The following is a 21927-nucleotide window of genomic DNA, read 5'->3' as shown; positions in this document are numbered from 1 at the left end:
TTATGAATGAAATTTGTACAAGCGTATTTTAAAATATATAATTTTATTAAATAACCTGTTTAATGAGTTTTATTCCCCGCCTTTTTGTTTTATTTGCGTTAGCAATGTCCTTCGCTACCCCTTCAGTGGCTCAAGCCACTACAAATGGGCAGTGTGTTGTATCTGACTTTACTCGAATAGAACAGAAGTACATATTAGCCACGCTAGGAAAAGAGGCGGCTAAATATTTCACATCCAGCGATAAAGTGAAGCAACAGGTTGCTAACTTGACGGCTGAGCAGGTTAAGGGTTGTGTCGACGATATCCCTTCTGTTTCTAGTTCAGCTACAAAAAACTTACTGATAGCAACAGTTTTGCTGTCATTAGGATTGTCGGGTCTCATCATTTATTCAACACTTGGGAATGCTTCACTGGGAATGATGTCTGAGACATCATCTAACCCCTACAAAAAAATCCCTCAGCATACGCTGGTATTTTTAGCTATTGTTTTGAGCATTCCGTGGGGTGCGTTGAGTTCAGATCGTCACGATGATTCTGATATGTCTCGTTATTACTCACCGTTAAACCATTTGATGTTTTATGCCTTCGGTCAGGCAGCAGAAGTTGCCTCTAGAATCGATTCATTATTTGTTTCTCCAGCGCAAGCGACTATGCCTACCTACATTACTCCTGACGCCTCATTTTTGGCATTGCGCAGCAGTGAGATCAACGATTGGGGCTATGAGGAAAACGCTACGTCTCAAATCCTGAACTATGCAACATGTCTTGTTTCAGAGGTGGATGGCACGAGATTGAATAATATCGTTGATGAGGCTAACGTCACCTCATTAGCATCCACGCTAAAAATTGAACTGGGTAATACAACTAACGGCTGTTATTTCTCATCTACGATGCCAAGAAACGAGTACACAGTAGGGCAAATTCAGAGGCTAGAAGGCTCGGTGGCGGCAGAGCGCTATCAAACAGAGGAATTAGAGGCATTTAGGAGTGCTGTATTGTCTGCTGTCCAACAAGCGATTAACTACAAGATTGCACAATACAACGCTATTGGTCGCGCCTATTTTATTAAAGATCGGGACTTAATGGTTAATGTTGCGGCTGATTGGTGGGAGTCCTGCCCCTCAGAGCTAGCTGAGATAGTCGCCACTAACAATGATGATTTTAATATCTCATCGTTGATTTCGAGTGACCGACATGCTGAATTGTGTTTATCCAAGCAGTTGGTGTCTAAGTTTTACCCTGTTGATTTTGAATTCAAGGGTCGGAGAGTTCCTTATCAACCAACTCCAGACGGAGAGACGTTGGCTGAGATAGCACACAACGCTTGTACTATTGAATCGAGTGCAGATCAAGCGGCATTATTTGATTGTGCAGTGGCAATGGAGTTGTTTGCTACTGATGAACATCAAGCTTATATAAATGAGTTAGGGTGGGCTGTTAAGCCCCTGAATGTACTAACACTACTGAAGCAAGTACAACCACCGATTGAACCTCAGGCGAGCCTTGCTAACTGGCAATTTGAGAGTGGTGTTTATGAGTCAGACTCATCGAGCTATTCCTCTGTAAATCGCGAAATTAGAGAGCGATTTTATGAAGCAATAAACAACACAAGTGTAGGGCGCACAGCATTAAGTGATTTGTTGAAACGAGGTCAAGAGCAATCAGATTCGTTGGTCACAGACCTCTTAGGTGTGGTGGATTTTAAGACCTGTTTAACGACTCCCAATCAGTTGATATATGCCAATGATGGTAGCGTTAGTCAGGTGTGTGGAAGTCCGTTAAGTACGTTGAATTCACTAGGTGACGAAATGATAAAAATGTATGTGGCCTTACAGGCTGGGCACCATCTCATGCCGATGATTAACAAGGGGGTTAGCAAAGTTAAACCCCAAAAAGGTAAGAAAAATGATGGGAAACTCTCAGATAAAAAGTCATCAGGTGGTGTCCTAGCCGCACTGTCTAGCGTGGCAGGTGCTAGCGTTATGGGGATTTTAGCGCTAGATATATTTAGCTCAGAGCCAGTATTGGAGCCGTTCTCATACACAGCAAGTGGCAATTTGATGATGCTCAGTAGCACTGCGGCCTTTATTATTGGGGCAGGTGCAACGGAGGGGGTTGTTAGTATGTCGTCATGGTTATTGTTAACTGGTCTATTTTTGAAATTTGGGACTCCAATGCTCTTTGTTTTTCCGTTCTTTTTGGCGCTTATAAAGCTCCTTTTAAGTGCTATGCAGCTTACTATGCAGTTAGTGTTGGTGGTTCTTCAGCCACTCGTGGAAAACAGGGGTATAACTGAAAAATATCTATCGCTTGTTAGTAGGGTTGCATTACTGGTGTTAAGTCTGTGTTGTTTACCTCTATTCTTCTACCTGTCGGTATTAAGCACCGAGCTGATTTTGCCAGTTTTATTATCTACGGTTTCACCATTAGTGGATAATGCCACCTCAGGAACAGGGTCAGTGAGCGCAATCGTATTTTCTGTTTTAATTTACAGCCTGTTGTATATGGGGTTTGTTATCGTCCTGTTTTACAAAGCAATAGACGTTCAAAAAACGGGCTATGAGGTAATTAAATCTATATTCACTGACAGTGGAGCCTCAAACCTTGATGACAATATCAGTCAACAAGGCACTAACGAATCGAAATCGATAATGAAAGATATAAGTAAAAAATAAACAGTATATATGAAACTAATTGAGATAAATCACTACATAAGTGAGCTAGAAAAATCTAAACCTATGGCGGCTCTAGAGAAGGCAAGGAGGTTAGGTGTGAGCTATCGTGTTTTACGCTATAGGTTAAGCTCGGAGAATCCAATTTACATTAACCCTGAAACGCTGACACATTACACAGCAAGCGGTAAGTATCTATCCCTGTCAGTATTCCATGGAGTAGAAAAACCAAGGGATGCTGTTATTGAATTAAAAGAGCTTAATTGGGTAATCAATAACCAAAAGCCAAAAAATCTTAGCGTATCGAAACTGGCGATCAAATCAGGGTTTAAGCGCTCAGCATTTGCCTCTATGTTAAAGATATCGGGGCGTGATTTGTGGGTATGTGTTTCTAGTGGAGAGATTTTTACGCCAATAAAAACCAGAAAAAGCAGCTAAACTTCAGGTCTGATATGAATGTAATATGTACAAATTAACTTTAAGTTGTTATAATTAAAGAAGTAAAGCTATGAAAAATATAAGTAGAGGTTTCGGTATGGTTGGAACATGGTTAGCAGAAAAAAGAGCAGAGAATAGAGCTAAGCCCGTAAAACGCATGGGGTTAGGATCAAAGATCCTGCTTGTGCTAGTCCTTTGGTCGCTAGGTTGGTTTATTAATGGGTTTAATGGCTCTAGCTTCATGAACTCAATGAGTTATGCATGGGAGCTATTCCTAGATGGAAGGTTAACATGGTGATAGTGATTGCATACAAAGGGTATTAGTGTCCACCTAATAAAAATTTCAAAAAACAAAATGAGAGGAGATGAGATATGTAGTTTGTTTGTTGTCTGCGTTATTGTTTGCGCTACCAGTGAGTGCGAGCGATTCTGCGAGTAACGCTGATAAAATTGAATTTAATGCTAGTAATGATGTCATCGTCGAAATGATGCGAGGTATTTTTCCGCGCCGCGCTGATGTTGCGCTCGATTTCATACCTTATTCATGGCTAGATACATTTAGTGACAATGTAACAGATACTTCACCTCACATTGTTTTAGATTCCCATTCCCACACCTATTACAAAACAAAACAACATCTAAGACCTGAAAACCTCCCTCAAAACCCGAACACTGTTGTTGAGTCCCTTTATGATGCGTTAACTGATTGGAGTATAAAGATAATCGCATTATTAATGGTTTGCATTCTTGCGCTAAAAACCTACGAGGCGAATAGATTGATGGCCTCAAATTCAAATCGAAGCAAGGAAAAAATAACGAAAGCTTACCTCAAAACCATAGGCTGGGGTTTTATTCTGCTGTTTTTGCACCCTTCTGTTGGGGGCGGTGTTGCTCTATTTACTGTGGTGCCTCTTATTGTTGGGTTCTTCGCTGTCTTTACTTGGTCAATATTATCCGTGAGTAATGATTCTGGCTTATCACTGCTTGCTGCAATGGAAGTCGATGAGAGCGCCTATAGTAATAAGATCGACATAGGTTTGAGTAGATTACACAGAGATATCTATGAGGTTGTCGCATCTAAAAATATACACGACGCCTTACTTGATACATCAATCAAGAGAAATCAGTTTAAAGGTGGTGGTGCGATTGCCTCAAATACAGCACTTCTCGCTATCGGTCAGGCGCAAATCAACCTAGAAAAAGCGCGTGGCCTAACCTCTTTCTCAAAACAGGATTGCCTGCTTGTTGATAACTGGTCTCAAGAGGCATACACAAATCCTAAATGTGCGTGGGTTTTAGAGCCGTCAACAAACAATGGGGTTATCGATGCGAGTCTCAGAGTAAACTATCAAAAGCCAATTGCTTATGAGTCACTGTCGAAAGAAGAGCAGTATATCCATTCAAAAATCGCTGAGTTGATTAATCACGAGATAGCAAATATGACTGCCTACAAAAAAGCCGAGCAGTGTGTTGGTGTCCATGGGGTTAAAGCGCATATTCGTGATTTAGAAGATAGTTTTTTTTGTGCCAAGCGAACTGGTTCTAACTACATCGATGAGGGGAAATTTTATGGGTATGAAGCTACAGATGGGGGTTATTACAGCGCAATTTCTGAGTTTGATAAGGTCTCTGATAGGTACAGTTTTGAGGATTTTGATAATGAACTAGGTGCCGTTATTAAAGATCTTTACGATCACTTTGCTCTAATTGAGCTGGATAACGTCAGAGGTTCTATGATGGAGCAATACAATCGTGGCGCAATGCTAAATACTGCCATATTGTCACAGGTAAGAGATAGTAAGCGGAAGGAGTATAGAGCAGCATTTGATATCGCAACAGGTAAAGTGGATGAATCCTTAAAGAATGTTTATAGATACATTTTGTCATACCATGCAATGCATTCTAAAAAACTCACTAACTTTAATGGTTCAAGGGATGATGTAGATAATTATCTGTTAAAGTATTTTCCATACGCTAGAGGAGCTTGGTTTGATAATGAAAATATAGTTGATGCTTCAATTTTTAATATTATTAAATCTGAAATTCCAAAAGTTGACGGCTCTGGTATAACAGGAGAAATTCTCTCCTTTGCCAAAACATACATAGTGTTAGGGGCGGTGTTGACTATGGTTGATTTTATCTCTGAAGAGCTATTTGATAAGGAGTTAATGTTTGTTGGTCAGGCAGGATTCATTTCTATATTTTTAGGGTTGTTCGCAATAATGGTTTATCTGTTTTTGTTCTTCGCTTTTATATTTAAGGTTGTGAATCAACATATTGTTTTGCGAGCGCTGCTTGCACCACTACTGTTTGTGTTGAGTGTTATTAACTCATTGATAGATGAAATTAAAAACTTAGATAATGATGCAGAAGGCGCAGATTTCGTCGGCGCTGCGTTTGTTCGCGCAGAGGTATTGAACCCCCTACTAAAGCTAGTAACAGCCTTTGTCGCTTATTCGTTATGCTTTATATCACTGACACCTATCGCGTATGTTTCTCAGCAAATGATTAGTATTATGCCGTGGTTTGCGGGTGAAGGCTTGATGACTCAAATATTTTTAAATGTGGGTATATATCCCTTAGTGTTTTGTATCCTTGGTTATTTTATGTGTTATAAAGCTCCCATATTTATATATAACTGGATTTCTTCTCATATTGACGACCCTATGGGTGATGTTGAAGAGGGAACTGATACACTTATCGGGTTGTATAAAAAAACAAAAATAAAAAATGTAATGAAGTAGAAAGAAGCCCACAAAAGTGGGTTTCGTTTATTAATGTAGGGGTATGAATATATTTAAATGTGAATGAAATTTGCACAAGTGTAATGTCATTATTTATACTTAGATTAAATAATGATTAAAATATGCGCTACATACCCACCATTAATAAGTTGCTAATTAAAGCATTTATATTGACCATCCTGATGATTTTTTCCGTCAGTGCTTCAGCATCTTCAAATTGTGAAAATGTGTTTGATGAGAATAATAAGGTGGTTATTGATGGCGTTTGCAAAGACGATGTTTTATTAAACTCTTTGAATATTTTTTCCTCACATTTGGTTGAAAATAATGAGGCAGCAAGCAGTGTCTATCAATATATAATTAATGATGAAATCATTCCCGTTTCTTACAGCGCTAAGGTAATCGGGGAGGTTGTTTATAACCTGATGTATGGTATCTCGCACATAGGAATGATCATACTTGTAGTGGTTGTGTTGTGGCGAGTTTTCTGGTCTTTTTCTGAGGCTATGAGAGAGGGTGGACGCTCGAATTTTTTAGAGTTTGTTTCCCTAAAAGACTTGTGGATACTGGTTGCAGTCCCACTGGTTATACCTTGGGGCGGTATTGGTATTTCTGTTTTAGCTCTATTTGCAGGACTTCTATTTTCAATTCTATGCAGTGTTTATATTGCTCAGTTTGGATGGTCGCTAGCGCTACCAGCGTCAGCAAATTTAGTTGATGGTAGTGAGGTTGAAATATTTGCTCCACAGGCAGAGGAGTATGCTGTTAGCCTTGTCAAATCACTATCGGTTGCTCAAGATAGCGCTGTGTATGGTTCTTTTTTGTCGGTTGAGCCTGAAAATGCCTTATTGTTAACGGGTGAGTCCTCCACTGCTCAAGGTTGGTTTGGTGGGATATGGAGATTCTTCAGTAGGGAAGAGCGTGACCCCACTTTTGAAGAGGTTTACACGGGCTTATTTAGTGACAATTCATTTACGATGAAGATGTCTGCTCCCCGAGCTGGTAAATCATCATTAACCAATGTTGAGCTGTACAGTGGTAAACCAACAGAGGAGAACACAACCCAATCACCACTCTTTGTTCAAGAGCATACTCTAAACCAGATCTTTAAAGCCGCTAACGCTTTTTCAATAACACATACTGCTCCCGAGTTATCAAAGGCTGCATTTAAAAGTATCGCGAGTAGCTCTAGATTAAATAAAATTGCCAATGGGGCACTGATAGCGGGTGACGACATGGAAGCGGTTAGGAAGGCTTCTAAAGCGGTTTCTCAAGAGGTTTACCTCTTAGTTAACGAGATAATAGAGGAACACCCAGAATCTCACCCTGCTGCTGTAGTCAATGGGTTACAAGGTTTTTTAATGGGTAACTACTCTGTCCGTGCTACGCAAAACGGGTGGGGTCATGCGAACTATAATTTTAAAGCTTTTGAGATACCTGAACCAAAAGAGGATGAACCATTTTTCAATATCCTTCAGTTGGTCGGTAACGTTTTAGAGACAGCAAGGCGAGTTCAGTGTATTCGATTTTTACCAGACGCGGCGAGCGAGATAGAGTCATTTTATAGACTGGCTGAGCGCGGTGGTGATACTGGTATAGAGTTTAGAAAAACATCGGGTGTGGGGCATGTTTTCCCTATCTGTGTTCACCCAAATGGCTCTGGTACTCCAAAGCTACTATTGAGCCAAGAGTCTCAAGATCATGCGTTTGCGATCTACAAGCACCACACATCAGGCAATGACGCCTCAACGCTATCTCAAAGGCTGGCTGATTTAAAACGCGAGCTAGAGCATGGTAGAGAGCTGGGCGATACTCCAGAGGTTGATTTACTTATTGCTCAAGCCAATGAGGAATTGGCTGTCGTTAAAAATTACTTCTCAATTCTAGGTGCGTCATCAAGATTTGCTGTCGCAGAATACCTAGCAGGTAAGGATTCTGAGTTAAATTATGAAGTGGACTCGGGTATTGTCAGAAAAGGTGCGCTAGGACTGCCAATGGGGTTTTTATCGACTGGGCCTAGGCTCAACGCTTTTTTTGATGGATTATCGAGCGCAGAGCCGAACATATCCATTAGCAACAATAGCGAGCAGGAGACGAACTGGATAGCTCGTCGTGAGCTAAGCCAGCATGTAGATCGTCAAATGTCAGCGGTCAATGTCAATCGAGACATTGAATTGTTATTTACTGCTAATGCTGGGGAAAGATTGGCAACTCAAGGAGCGGGTTCAGCCGCAGAGGAGATCAGCAGCTTTTTTGTGCTGAACGCTTTAGAGCATTTGATACCTAACAGTGAAAAATTGGCTACCGCTCTTGATTTGAAGGCTGATAATTTGGCAGCGGGACTTGTGGGGTGTAGCACTACTCAAACGTGCATAGGATTCCAAGGCCACCCTCTTCATGCTGTTCAGGAATTCTCAGTTGGGCTATTTAATGGTGCAATAAATGTGCTAATGCTAGATGCAGTCATGCAGAACCTCAAGGGTTTGATTTCAACCCTGACAGGTAGTGGGGAGGTCGATGGTGGTTTAACTGATCAACTGATGAGTCACGCTAAAAAGCTGATCAGTAAGGCGATACCAGTAGTTTCCGCTATCGAGATGTTTGTTAATATTGCGGCAATGATAACATCGCTGTTGGCTAAGGTTGCAATTCCTGCGTTGGTCGTGGCAGTTGTTGGATCAATAGTGATCACAGTTCAGGTGCTTTATTCATACCTAAAACTTGTGCTGGAAGGTATTGTAAGAGGAGTCTCTACAATGCTAATGCTACCAATCATGATCGCGCTGAGTGTTATTCAGATTGATGGGAGACCATTGTTATCCCCAGTTGTTATTCTGAAATGCTGTTTGAGTGCTATGTTGTCAATTATATTGATCCCTGTGTCGGTGATTATCTTTGCATACACCAGTATGGCGGCAGTCTTCATCGCTAACACAATTGGGGGTGTATTGATGCTGGGCGTGATGCAAATGGACAGTGGCGATCTAGTTGTTGCGTTGGTTGCGATAGTTAGTACGATAATATGGCTTCTGCTCGTACTATTCGCAGTTTATGCCTCGCTAAAAACAGCGGTATCTTCAATTTCCTACTCGTTAAAAATGCTGCAACTCGATGATATAGGTACTCAGATCACTGATGACCTTGGTTCGATTATTGCGATAGGTGCATTGTCTCATAAGACTCGCGAGGTACATCATGTATCTAAAAATATTGGAGCTGACATAAAGAAACGTAAATCGGAGCAGGCCAGAACACCTAACGGATCATCGAGAGCAGAATCATCGGTAGAGAGAGGTATTGCTCAGGTTAAGAAAAATACTCAGCCAGAGCCTTCTAAAGTGACTAGCTCTGAAGCGGTTAAGGGTAAATCGTCAGAGATAAAAAATCAGGATGAAACTCCGAGTGAAATACTTAGCAAATCGTCAACACCAGAGACTAAAAAGTCAGTAGAAGTCAAAGGTTCGGATACGGCTCCGCAAAGCGATACATAATCAAAATTCTTATGGTCAAAACTCCTCCGATTGGGGGAGTTTTTTTGTGCCTGAAAATGGCAGTTGTGTGAAAGAAATAAACTTTTTGATATTAATATATAAATTAATTTATATATTAATATCAGTAGCTTAGGTGTGGGTTTTGCAGTTGACAGGGGATGATCTCAGTTGTTAGCTTTCACTAAAATAACGGTGAATTTATGAACGCTATCGACTATTACAACGACAAGATTAAAGGCTTCGAAACGATGAGTTTTGAGGAGCGCAGAGAACAGGTTAAATCTCTCGGTTTGGATGATGCAAAGGCGCACACTAAATCAACTCTAAAGGGCATTTTTAGGGTCAAGCCAGCTAAAGATGCAACACCATGCAGTAGCTATAAAAATGACTACAAAAAGATCGTCAATCTTTACTACCTAAATCAATGTATCCCCATGAAAGCACTACCTCAAAAACCACGTTCTGAAGCCCAAAAGGCTGCAACACAAAAAATGGTCAGGGCTAATGCTGAGAACTCCCCGAGAGGTAAGGCGATCAGGCTATGTAAATCACTTATTGAAGATCGTGCAGTCGTGATAGATACCGAGACAACGGATCTCAATGGTGTCGTGATTGAGGTTTCAGCGGTGTGCTGTGCAACGAGGGAAGTTTTGTATTCAACCCGAGTCTACACCAAGCGCACCATCAGCCAAGGGGCGTTTGATGTGCATGGTATTAGCTCTGACATGCTGAAAGATGCACCTAAGCCTGATGAGGTTTATCGAGAGCTAAAACAAATCTGTGAGGGGCGTAGGATAGTGGCCTTCAATTCTGAGTTTGATTTCTATGCTTGTAAACGATCATTTCTACCACGCGCAAAAACACCTGATCTGACGGGGCTAGCATTGTTACAGGCGCACAGAGAGCAGAGAGAGATTAACGAAACGTGTGAGTTACTCGGTGGTAGTCATGAGCGTTGGGTTTGCGCTATGTATGATATAGCCTCACCTATACTCGGTTCTACTAACAGACACGGGAGCATCAACCTAGCTAGAGCAACTGAGCTTGCTAAAGTTCGCTGGGAGGGTGAGGCTCATAGTAGTGATGCTGATGCATTAGCAACGGTTGATCTGATTAGAGCATTAGCTGGGTGTGAAATTTAAGGGAACTAGTTTAAATACAATCTATCAGCTCCGTTCCCACGATGTAACTAGAACTGGCAAGTTATCATAAATCGCTCTGCCCCATTTCGTATAGAGTAGTTGTAAGTAACAATTAGAGAACGCCCTGATTGACCTACTTTTCCTAATGCTTGTATTATGCATAGAGTGGATATTGCATTTGTAGCTATTCACTCTGTTGATTCGTCTCTTTGTTGTGAGGAAAGATTAGTGCATATATGTAAGTTAACAGCTAAGAATTATAGATCTCTCAAAGATTTCGCTATTAATTTGAAACCAACAACATTAATTATTGGTGAAAATAACATAGGGAAAACTAACCTGTTGAGTGCCTTATCTATAATTCTAAATAATGAGATTGTTAGCTACATAAAAAGAGGGTTATCCATAGATGACTTTAATTATGATACATTGCGGGATTTCCAGAAATCGGTAGCTAATACTGCTATTGAACCGAAGGAAATAAACTTTCCTTCAATTATTATTGAGGCAACTTTCACAGACTTCCAAAATGATGATGAAGAGGCTTTAGTTAGTGAATGGTACGAAGATGATACTCATAAGACTGCAACGTTAAAGTACGAGTTTTACTGTAATCTAATAAATAAAGAAAAGTGGGTGAAAAGTGTTAGAGAATCACTTCCAGCACTGAATGATGAACTAGATTACAAAGAGAAATTAAAACTCAATCAGTTGAGATTAGATAGCGTTGAGCTGCCAGTTAAAGATTATAAGTACAGAATTGAGGCGGGATTAGGTGGAATCAAACCTGATAGCTTTCAGCTTGCCCCTATCAAAATAGACTTCCTTGATGCACTAAGAGATGCAAAAACTGAATTATCTTCGTCTAGAGAAAATCGACTTCTGTATAGGATACTTAATAATCGAAATGATGATGAGTATACTGATATAAAATCGAGCGCAGATAATCTTAATAAGTCGATAAAGGCTGATAAAAATGCACTTGCTTCAATAAAAAATGATATTACTACACTTTTGGATGTGCTTTCACTAGAAACAGATCCAAGTAAAAATAATATTAACTTCAGCTTTTCAAATCTAAACTTAAGTGAACTGCTGAAAAAGATTAGTTTAGAATACGGTGATAAGCCAATAACTGTTGAAAATAATGGCCTAGGTAGGAACAATCTACTCTATATGGCTCTTATATTATCTCATATACAAAGTAAAGCGGATGCTCCTGATTTTAGGCTTGTTGCAATTGAGGAGCCGGAGGCTCACATAAGCCCAATTTTGCAAAAGCACTTTGCTGAGAGTGTTACTAGCAATGGTTTTTTTAATGAAAAGTCTAACAGACAGATAATTTTAACTAGTCATTCAACTCATATCTCATCACACTTAGATCTAGAAAATACAGTTGTTATGTTTAGTAATAATGGGAAGCTTGACTCCCACTACCTCCTTGACGGAGTACCCAATAATGCGGCTGGTAAAAGAACAAAAAACTATTTAAAAAAATGGTTGAACGCTACAAACTCAATAATGTTCTTAAGTCGGCGGGTGATTTTTGTTGAGGGTATCGCTGAACAGATACTTATCCCGAAGCTTTTTGAAATGCACTTTGGATCAAAACCAGAAAAAATGAACTGCCAAATAGTTAACGTCAATGGAGTTGCGTTTCGAAACTTCTTAGAAGTGGTCAAGAATGGGTACTTTATTAAATCTACAGTGATAACTGATAGCGATGCAGAAAAAAAGACTAAAGATCGCGCTATAGATTTAAAACAAGAATTTGACAGTGATTATATTAAGGTCTGTATTTCAGAGGAAACTACCTTTGAAAAAGACCTTATATCGACTAATTCTACAGGTGCGGGCAGGAATAGAATTAGGGATGCAATTAAAAATACACGTCCAAATAAGTCAAAGGAGCCTGAAATTGCGGCGAAATTCAAACGAAAGCTCGTTGCCCAAGATATTTTTGAATTGATTGATGAATATAAGTCTGAATTTGCATTTGATTTATTTAATGAGCTAAACGAAAATAGCAATTTTACAATTCCCACTTATATCATAGATGCCTTTGATTTTGTAGTAGGAGATATTAATTGATATCAGTTACTTATGCTGGCGCTGGTGGTGGTAAGACAACTAGTATGGTCAAATCCATCATCGAGAAAGTGTCTGATTTAGATGCAAATAGATTTTTGTGTGTGATTACATATACAAATGATGCTACAGCAAGTATTAAGAGCAAGCTTTCAGAAGAAATTCAAGTACCTCCAAATATCTTTGTTGGCACTATTCACAGCTTTTTATTTCGGTTTGTTTTCAAACCTCATTTCCCTAATGGTTCAGCTTATGCAATAGTTTCTGGATTACCTAAGAAAGAAGATGAAATTTCTGCATATATAGCGTGGGCAAAACGAAAGATAGAAGACCCCGTCCATCGTGAACGAGTGATAGCTAAAAAATGGAATGGCCACAAAGAAAAAATCTACAAAAAACTCGATGAATCGAACTTGATCACTAATGATCTTCTAGTAAAGAAATCCAAAGAGCTAGTATCAAAATCTAAAATTCGCAAAGCTTTGTCTAGAAAATTGCAGTATATATTTGTAGACGAGTATCAAGATACATACAAATGGTTGCACGAAATCTTCCTTAATATATATCGTGGGGGTAACACAGAACTGCACGCTATTGGAGATCCTAATCAATCTATCTATGGGTTTTCCTATGGAAGTTCAGAAAATGGTGCTCAGAGACCAAAATCATTCGAAGATTTTCCATTATGTCAGTTGAAAAATACTTGTGATAACTATGCAAAAAAAGACATAAACTATCGTTCTTCTACAGAAATTGTAACTTTAGCTAATATATATAATAAATCATTTCAACAAGAATCTGACAAAGGCTCTTTTAGCTCAGTTTTCGCTATTGAAAATAATGAGACAGCTCAGATACTTCAGCTATTTTATGAAAAAAGAAGGTATTTAGGACTATCTGGAAGTATCTTCTTTCTATCAACAAACAACAACTCCTTGTTGCCTTATGAAGAGAGTCTTAAAAATGACTTAGGTTATAAAGATAGAAAATGTATTCGTACATTTGAGAAATGTATAGCTCAATATGTTGGCCTTAGTATTACAAATATTTGTTCTGAAAATAAAATTACTCGTATTCAATTTCGATCTCTAGCGATCACCTTGAGTAAAGAGAGTAAACTAGATCTAGAAAAAATCAAACTGGCCTTTAAATTAAAGTTTGGTGAAAAATTAATCTACTCGAATCAGAATCTGGAAAAGCCATCTATACAGGTTCAGAACTTTAGTGATATATCAAGAGCTTTAACTATCCATAAAAGTAAAGGACTGGAAGCAGAATCTGTTTTGGTGTTATTTAACTCAAACAATCATATAAATAAATCATTCAATAAAAAGGAACTGATGGAGTCTGCAACGGATGACGATTTGCGATTGATTTATGTCGCAATCACGCGAGCACAAAAGCTACTTGTTGTAGGTTGCAAGGAAAAAATATCACAAGAGTCGAAAAGGCTGCTAGAACAACATGATATTCATTTTATCGATTGAGCTTAATAAAAACACCCACTTCACAAGAACTTTTTACTAAACCAAGCTAGAGCAGAGTTTCTAGCTTCCCACTGTATAATTGTGAGTTACGATACCAGAACGCCGACTGCAACTAATCATTAGATGCGTATGGGTGAGTATGAGTCACTACAACTACATCTAAAGGCAGCTAGGCTTCCCCAAGCCTAGCTGTCATTTTATAACTTTGGCCTATTGCTATTTTTAGGCTCTGGTTTGTGTGTGTTCGTATTCGCGCCGCGCGATTTTTCAAGCTGCCTCATCGCCTCATCAAGTTTGTATCCACCAAGCTTGGTTAGGGCATCTAAGCCGTTGAACTTCTTACCTTTAATGATGAATACGGTATGACGTTTTTTATTGGTCGTTACATGCGAAACACTGATTCCTTTCTTTCGCAGAAGCTCTATCACAAGGCGCTGGTTAACATCGCGCTTCAACCTGTCAATCTGAGCCTTGGTCTTGGTTATCCGTTCCTTAGAATGAGGTGGTTGGGTGAACTTATCGGTTGGATTAGTTTTGATTACGACTTGTTTTCCTGTCTCGCAATTAGGCAGTGAGCGTATCACTTTCTTACCTGCTGCAAGCTCGCAAATTCGCCTAGCCCTTTGGCGCTCAGCAACCTCTAGAAATTCACTATCACCACTAAAATTTAGTGTATCTAAAGGCCAGCCTTTGGCCTCCGCCATCTCAAGCATGAGGTGGACAGCGGCAAGGCGTTTTGCGTCTGTGTTTAAGTTGTCTGTAGTGATTTTTTGACCGCTATCTACAAGCCTTACCTTGTGTTCTGGCTGCCAGATAACTTTGTGCTTAGTATCACGGTCAATAAAGCACTTAGAATCACCTAACACATCAGCTCTGAGCGACACTGAATACAGTCGATAAAACGCACGTTGAGTGTTTGTTGTATCGCTAAGATATTGCTCGACCTCTTTGATATAGTGATCGGATTTTCGCCAAGCTGCGGTACTCTCCGTAAGCTGTGTTGGGTCATTTTTTTTGTACTCAGAATTCTTGCCTTGCTTGATAAAGCGTTGGTGAGATTTCTTGAGAAATGACTCCCTAAACTTTTCATCGTCTCTGATACGTTCTAGATCGGCCTTGAGTTGTTCTCTGCGAGTTTTGTACCCTTCAGTGTCGATATCTAGGTTAAACTTATCAGCGTAAACTGGTTCCAAGCACCTAAATTTTGGCCCATTCAATCTTATAGAGTCCATGTCTTTTATATTTGTTTTCAGGGTTAGATACTTGTTCTTACCTGAACCTTCTCGGAAGACTCGCAACTGCACATCATGATGCTCATTATACTGATCGATTACGTCCAGAATTTCCTCGTAGTTATCAGGCGGGTTACTCTCAAATTGAGTAGCTAAAGCCTCAGCAATCTTACCTCTAGCTGACAGCTTTTTGGTCGGCTTAGGTGTGTCCCAATTGATGTATGTGATCGGATCATCTAACCCATATTTGGCACATATTGCTGACTGTCGGGCAGCATTTTCTCGCTGAATATTTGGCACAGAGATCAGGCGATTTCCTGTCCTAGGATCAAGGTGGCTCAGCCCACAATGGAAATGCATAAAGTTCTCAGAGTCATCGTTGTATTTGACCTTTGGTAAATGACTTTCGATGTACATAGTGAGTTCACTTGGCGAGCGGTGCGGATACAGTAATTGCAAGTAGTCGAATGTTATGTCCTGCATCAGTTTGATTTGCTCATCAGGTGCAAGGCGCTTCACTTTTTTTTCATCATTTCCTGAGAACGAAAAGGTTATATGCTTGTAGTGAGAACTCCAATTTTGACGGTGCTTTCTAGTGAAATTCACAGCCTGCTCGAACTGGTTGATATCGCCGTAAACAGGTGTTCGAATGTCTTTTTCGTCACGTAGTCCGCCTTTCCCACGGCGGAGGTAATTTGGTAAACCTTGGGACTTATTTGAGAGTTTAATATACATATAGCTGAAGTTAATCTTTTAGATACTTGTCTTTTTCAATAGCTAGTTCATGAACAATCATCTCATTCATAGCTGATATCTCATGCAAAATCTTAGCTGCTAAAGTGTCATTTATCTCTCCAGCTAAAGCCGCTGAGTTTAGTCTATGCGCTAGTTGGTTTAGATTGTTTCCGTGACGACCAATGATGTGAATTCTTGCTCGGTCTAGTGCTTCATTTCTTGGTCTTAGTTTGATGATTTTTACGCCACTTAATGCCTTTCTGCAAAGTTCAGAAAATGATATTTCTGAATCGCACTGAAGTTTAAAATTTTCGTATTCATCTAGCGGCAATCTAAAATTAACCACTTTGTCTTTTTTGTCTATCTCCATTTGTTTTTATTTTAGTTTGAATCTTTATATAGCGCCGTAGGGCGCAACCGAATTTATTCGGCGGGTATTTAGGGTGGAACCCTGAAGGATGCCCCTGTTTGGAGCCGATTTATCGAGCGTAAGACAGGGAGGGCGTCCCTATACTTAATAGTTTACTAAACGCTTATTGAATTCGCAATATTAAAGACTCTTATATAAGTTGAAATTTATTTTACGCAAGTTAAACGAACTGAATATTGAGCTAATTTAAGCTTCAATCAAATTAAACATGCTGAACTTAGTCATTAAGCACCCTGAATTCAACTATTCACGAGTTGAAAATTCAATTTCAGACTAGCTAAACAAAGTGAAACTTCCTGATATATCGAAATTTAATAAGCTTTACCGTTTGTTTTACATTAAGCTAAATAAGTTGATAACCATCTTTAACCTACCGTTGAACAAGCTGGAATTATTTATTAACCTTTAAATAAAAGCAATTATGGAAAACGATAAAAGCAATAAAGATGAGGCTGTATCAATAACCTCTCTAGATCTTGAGCAAGAAAAAAATGCGAAGGGTGTTAGTGACGCTTTCATGAAAGCTCTCGATGAACAAATAAAGATAGATCGCGAGACTAAGAGCGGAAAGAAGACTAGGCACGATTACTGGTGTGAGAAACTTAACACTATTAGGGATGTTGTAGTGAAGGCGGTTAGTGAGGGGTATAGCGTTAGAGCTATACAGCAGATATTACTAAATGGATTTATTAACCCTAAAAACAACAAGCGCTACATATTAGATGTGCCTTATCAACATTTGCGAAAGTATATTAACAACCTACCAGAGAGAAAGGTAAAAGATAATTACAGCAAAGGAGTTGAGCAATGACTTAACAATGGCAATAAAAAATATTAAACTTATAAAAAACAATCACGAAAATGAATATGTTAAATAGTGAGTCGAGCCTGGTTGATAAGATATCAAATCTTACATCTGAGAAAATAAAGAAGCCAAATGCGCAAACTACTAGGGTTAGATATATAAAAGAAAATATCGAACTATATTCTAGCATAGTAAAGGCAATAAAAGCGGGTGTATCCAAACAGGCGATAACTAAGCTTCTTAACGAAGAGAATATACTAATTGATAATAAGTCGGTGAAGTTTGAAGTGAGAGACTTAACGAAGGCGCTAGAGGCCGAAAGAAGCATTAAAAAACAATCTCGCAAGAAATGAAAAAAACAATTTTAAACGACCTCTCCCTTAGTGAGCAAGAGAAGTTAAGCTTGCATGTGAAAAATGAGTGCTCTGAGATTCAAGATAGAATATCAGAACTAGAGGCTGCAAATTGCAGACTTAAAATTGTTATTAAAGCTAATGGTTTAGTAATTGAGTCTTATAAGCATACGTTGATAAAACTAAATGAGGCGACTGACGCCTATAAAAATAAATAAGGAGCCATGAGAAAAGCATTATCACGTTGTTTGATCGTTTTATTAGTGGCTTCTTGCGGAATAGCGACAGCGGCTGATAATAATCTCAAAAGCAGTATAGAAACATGCGCATCAGCATTTCACCAAGATGGTGAGAGGTTAGCTGTTAAGCCATTTGATTCAACTTTATGCGGTGAAGATCCGCTGGTGCGGTTTATGTTTCAAGTATTCCCTGTGGCGAGCGAATTTGTATCATCCCCTGCGATATTTAATTTAGAAAATCGTGAGGTATTCATTGAGCACGCTTTGAGAGAGAAAGAAGAGCGAAGCTATTCAGTTAGCCTATCAGCGGTTGAGCAAAGCAGTGTGGAGATCGGTGAACTATTTCGAACTCTTGCTAAGTTCGTTTTCGCATTCTTTATTGTTGGTGGTATGTACAAAGCGATGGTGGCTGGCGGTACAGTTAGCGACCTCAAGGGGTATGTCGCTGTATCATGCATTTGTTTCATCCTAACCTACCCGATTTCTTTCGGTGGACGTATAAATCCTGAGGGGAAAAGTAGCATCGTGGCAGCCTCAACAGTAGGTCTTACATTTGCGGCATCGGGTTTTAGCAATCAGTTGATTAGTTCTGTCACTTACCTGATGAGTGTTCGCGGCCTAGAGCATGAGCTGGCAAAAGGTGTAGCTATTGAACCAGACTTAGCCGAGCCTTACGCGCAAGCGAGAGAATGGACTGAGCAAGCAATGTGTTTAGACAGTATCGCCATCAGTGATGTTTACCGTTCTGCCGATCAAGAGCGCATGCCAGCTAGGGCGAGTATTATGAGAGGTGGTCAGCTTGAGGTTATTGGTTTTAAAGGGGGTGGTGTCAGCTCAAGGTTTAAAATTGATGTTGACAAAAACATTATAGAAAGTGGGTGGAGGCTTGATGATGATGAACACAGATCTTTATGTGTGAGTCAAAGTTTAACGCCCCCGAGCGTTAATGTTGAGCCTGAGCTTGCTAAGTTAGCTGTTGAAATAGTGGACAAAATCGCTATAAACGATCTTAAGCGTGGAAATTTAACTGGCGCTTGGGGAGAGCTTATTTCTCATATTGATGATGAGGCTTCACCCGCCGAAAAGCTTAACGCCTTAAACTACTTATTTTCTCGCGTGCTATGGAGATTTGATGGCGGAGATGTCTCTACTAATGAGCAGTCGCGCCAGCTATTTAATAGAAAGGCTGAGTTATCATCGAGCCTCGCGAGAGAGATCCGCGCTAGTCAATGCTATACAAATTACCGTGGATTTCAGGATTCAGAGCTAACAATCAAAAAAATGAACAATGGTAGTGTTGGTGGCTCAGAATTTTCTCTTGAATGTGCAATAGTCCGTGATTCTAAACTCCAACCAATATTTGATGGTGACACTAGTAGTGCTCAAGACTTTGCAAACAACGGGTTAGTTTTGATGAGTGAGCACCCGTACAAGACGGTAGAGATTCACGAGGCGCTGATGGACACATTTAAACCTGAGGCATTAGTAAAGCAAGTGCTGGTCAGTCTCCAAGCTGAAATTTTGGTAGAAAATGCCATTAGTGAAACAAATGATAATGGGTTTTATGACCGTGCGATTGAGACTCGCACACAGGGTGTGATGATGTTTGGGGTTCGGGGTATAAGGCTCATGGAGTCTTGGTTGAACGCAAAGGGGGTGTTGTTAGATAGCCAACCGCCGACGGTCAATATCGAAAGCTCTATCGCGAAAAACAGTTTTTATGTGGGCGAAAACGGTTTTTTACCCCGCGATACTGACATGACAATGTCAGAGATAATAATGCCTGCTTTTATTTATCATGTTCCTAGCTCAACAAACAGCAACAGTGCAGCCGTGTCACTAGTTGAGAGTCAGTTAAATGCTCAATTTGACGGTGGACAGGGTGGTACAGCCGCGAGCAGCATTGTAAAAAACACAGGGCAGCTTTACGAATCGGTAGGAGCTGAGACCACAAGAACGCAAGCCGAAATTCTTGATGAGAGCGCAGCTACGATCATTGACTCAATGGCTACAACGACAGCGCTAAAAATCACTAGCTCAAAGGGGCTGACCGAGGGAGAGTTAACTAGATTAACCTATGAAATGTGTGTTAACCCTAGAACAACGGCGAGTGATATCAGCGCTCTGGGGATAACAGCAGGTGAATACAACGCTCTTTGTAAAAAGAACTCGATGTTAGCCATCTCTCGTTATAAGGAGCTTGGCTACACAATGGTTGATCACACTGCGGCGCTGATGATTGTGGGGACTTCAGCTATCGCTGGTAGTAAAACTCTAAAAGCAATAAAGAGTAAAAAGTCCGATAAGGGCGCTAATATAAACAACTCTGATTCTGATGGGAGTATTTTAGGTTCAACGTTACCTAAGGGTGCTTTACCAAGTGGAGTAGAGGCTAAAATACTAAGTGCTGTTGCAGCTCTGGTTAACACTAGCTGGGTTCAATACATTGGATCATTGTTAGTTGGGCTGAGCCTAATTTTTGCCACGGTGACGACAACTATCTATCTGTTACCTAGCCTGCTATACAGTTTCGGCATGGTATCGCTTGTGTTTTTCATGGTTATATTTTGCGTTTTGAGTCCTGTTGTTTGTTGTGCTCTAGTCATGTTGGGAGGAAGGTTTGATCAGGTTAAAAAGCCCATAGCGTCTGGGATTGCGAATCTCCTTCTGAGGCCAATGCTGATGGTAGTGATGCTTTATGTTGCGGTGGGCGCGGTGCAGTTAGCTGATTTGCTTGCAAACCTTGTTAGCGTGAATGCGATGGGAGAGAACGGAAAAGGGTTGGGGTTCGCAGGGAGCCTAGTATTTAATATGATTTTCCCTCTGATTAATCTCATGTTTGTATTTTGGTTGCTGAGATCCGCTATTAGCCAGTCTTATCAAGTTGCTGATAGGTTAGCCTCGACCATGGGAGCTACAAAAATGGGCGGTAATGATGAGCAAGCAACTAACACAGCAATCGTTGCAGGGGCTGAATCAGCACAGCAAAAAACGAAGGCGGTTGGAGATGCTATTGCCAGAAATGTAACTAAGTGATGCCTATTTGACAAGTAAAAAACCCAGCAGAAATGCCGGGTTTTTTAATGTCTGGTGTACGGCTTTATGGCTTTGAAAGCAAGGCTATCGTTGAGTTAATTTTGCACTAATCTAATAAAAAGTATCATATTGTCATGGCTTTACTCGCCCAGACCCACCGCTTAACATGATGGTAATGAACGGATAATTCGTAGGTTAACTATGTATATTAAAAAATTTATAAATGAGGCGGGTGAACTGTTGGTTAAGATCCCTAGGACTCTAGAGAGAGATTTTAGTCAGCGATTTCCTAACGCTAGATTCAATCGATTGGGGAAATTCTGGGTAGTTCCTGTCGAGGAGTGTGAATTAGCGCAGAAATGGATTAATGATGTAAGAGAGCGCCAATAGAAGATGAGGCGTTAGCGCCTCATCTTTGGGTTAGGCTGAGGGGTTGGCTTATTGATGCTGAGCTTAGTTACATCTTCAGGGTTGTGAAATACGAATGCATCATCTACCTTTGAGCACCTTGATGATGGGGTGCCGCTTTTCGTTAGTTTCGGTGAGTCGGTTGCTGTGATAGCAACCTCCTCTCCTACTTTTGGGATAATCATGATTATCGATTTTAACGCCAGCCTCTTGAACTGTGATTGCCATGACAGTCACCATGGCAATCCACGTGGCAGTGACCTCCGATGCCTGAGCCGCTAGAGCGGGTTACACTAGCGCCCCTTGTTGGCTACTCTGAAACCCACTTGAAAACCCATCCATCAATACTCTTGAGCTACCGCCTGTACTAACAGCATAGGTTTGGAGGAGAGAGACTTCCTCCTCTTTGATGTTTTTAATCAGTTGGTCAAAGCTGCTATTGATCATGGCTTTGGCTGTTGGTGTGTTTACTAATGCGTTGACCTCATCAAGTCGATCTTGGTTTACATTGTCGAGATCGATTAGGTTTTTTGTTTCGATTTCTGATGTTGTCATCGCGCTTACTGTGGCGCTTAATATAGCTAGATTAATCATGTAGTTATGTTTTATTTTTTTATTTCTTTCTTT

The 21927-nt window shown here is 40.1% G+C and carries 13 protein-coding genes; 10 read left to right on the top strand and 3 right to left on the bottom strand.

Annotation, left to right across the window (positions count from 1 at the left end; all coding sequences use genetic code 11):
- Nucleotides 1–62: 62 nt before the first annotated feature.
- From AC3CH3_RS16615 to AC3CH3_RS16580, 8 genes are all read left to right on the top strand, one after another.
- Nucleotides 63–2675 (top strand): hypothetical protein, encoded by a 2613-nt coding sequence (locus tag AC3CH3_RS16615; RefSeq protein WP_488538731.1) that lies wholly within the window; start codon nucleotides 63–65, stop codon nucleotides 2673–2675.
- A 9-nt stretch (nucleotides 2676–2684) separates the two neighbouring features.
- Nucleotides 2685–3110: a hypothetical protein gene (locus AC3CH3_RS16610; protein ID WP_488538730.1), complete on the top strand. Its 426-nt coding sequence runs from the start codon at nucleotides 2685–2687 to the stop codon at nucleotides 3108–3110.
- Nucleotides 3111–3180: 70 nt separating this feature from the next.
- Entirely contained in the window at nucleotides 3181–3408 is a 228-nt protein-coding gene (locus AC3CH3_RS16605; RefSeq protein ID WP_488538729.1) for a hypothetical protein, read from the top strand.
- Nucleotides 3409–3475: 67 nt separating this feature from the next.
- On the top strand, nucleotides 3476–5854 hold the full coding sequence (locus AC3CH3_RS16600) for a hypothetical protein (RefSeq protein WP_488538728.1): 2379 nt from the start codon (nucleotides 3476–3478) through the stop codon (nucleotides 5852–5854).
- 122 nt (nucleotides 5855–5976) lie between these two features.
- A complete protein-coding gene (locus AC3CH3_RS16595; RefSeq protein ID WP_488538727.1) occupies nucleotides 5977–9345 on the top strand; it encodes a hypothetical protein in 3369 nt (1122 codons plus the stop codon).
- A 200-nt stretch (nucleotides 9346–9545) separates the two neighbouring features.
- On the top strand, nucleotides 9546–10487 hold the full coding sequence (locus AC3CH3_RS16590; protein WP_488538726.1) for a 3'-5' exonuclease: 942 nt from the start codon (nucleotides 9546–9548) through the stop codon (nucleotides 10485–10487).
- 165 nt (nucleotides 10488–10652) lie between these two features.
- Nucleotides 10653–12578 carry an ATP-dependent nuclease gene (locus AC3CH3_RS16585; protein WP_488538725.1) on the top strand — a complete coding sequence of 642 codons (1926 nt, stop codon included), beginning with the start codon at nucleotides 10653–10655 and terminating at the stop codon, nucleotides 12576–12578.
- Entirely contained in the window at nucleotides 12575–14062 is a 1488-nt protein-coding gene (locus tag AC3CH3_RS16580; RefSeq protein WP_488538724.1) for a UvrD-helicase domain-containing protein, read from the top strand. The genes AC3CH3_RS16585 and AC3CH3_RS16580 overlap by 4 nt, the downstream gene beginning before the upstream one ends.
- A 197-nt stretch (nucleotides 14063–14259) precedes the next feature.
- Here the strand turns inward: AC3CH3_RS16580 and AC3CH3_RS16575 are convergent, their stop codons facing one another.
- Nucleotides 14260–16029 carry an LPD7 domain-containing protein gene (locus tag AC3CH3_RS16575; protein WP_488538723.1) on the bottom strand — a complete coding sequence of 590 codons (1770 nt, stop codon included), beginning with the start codon at nucleotides 16027–16029 and terminating at the stop codon, nucleotides 14260–14262.
- Nucleotides 16030–16039: 10 nt separating this feature from the next.
- A complete protein-coding gene (locus AC3CH3_RS16570) occupies nucleotides 16040–16399 on the bottom strand; it encodes a plasmid mobilization protein (RefSeq protein ID WP_488538722.1) in 360 nt (119 codons plus the stop codon).
- 481 nt (nucleotides 16400–16880) lie between these two features.
- On the opposite strand from AC3CH3_RS16570, the gene AC3CH3_RS16565 reads away from it, so the two are divergent.
- The gene (locus AC3CH3_RS16565; protein ID WP_488538721.1) at nucleotides 16881–17270 is read left to right on the top strand and encodes a hypothetical protein; all 390 of its coding nucleotides are present in this window, start codon (nucleotides 16881–16883) and stop codon (nucleotides 17268–17270) included.
- A 571-nt stretch (nucleotides 17271–17841) separates the two neighbouring features.
- The gene (locus AC3CH3_RS16560; protein ID WP_488538720.1) at nucleotides 17842–20892 is read left to right on the top strand and encodes a hypothetical protein; all 3051 of its coding nucleotides are present in this window, start codon (nucleotides 17842–17844) and stop codon (nucleotides 20890–20892) included.
- 696 nt (nucleotides 20893–21588) lie between these two features.
- On the opposite strand, the gene AC3CH3_RS16555 is transcribed toward AC3CH3_RS16560, so the two are convergent.
- Nucleotides 21589–21855, bottom strand: coding sequence for a hypothetical protein (locus AC3CH3_RS16555; protein WP_488538719.1), 267 nt, complete (start codon nucleotides 21853–21855; stop codon nucleotides 21589–21591).
- Nucleotides 21856–21927: the final 72 nt, after the last annotated feature.

It is taken from the genome of Vibrio sp. QJM3NY_35, from assembly GCF_057785915.1.
Note: the sequence above shows the minus strand (reverse complement) of the source record. Positions and strands in the feature narration are given on the sequence as shown.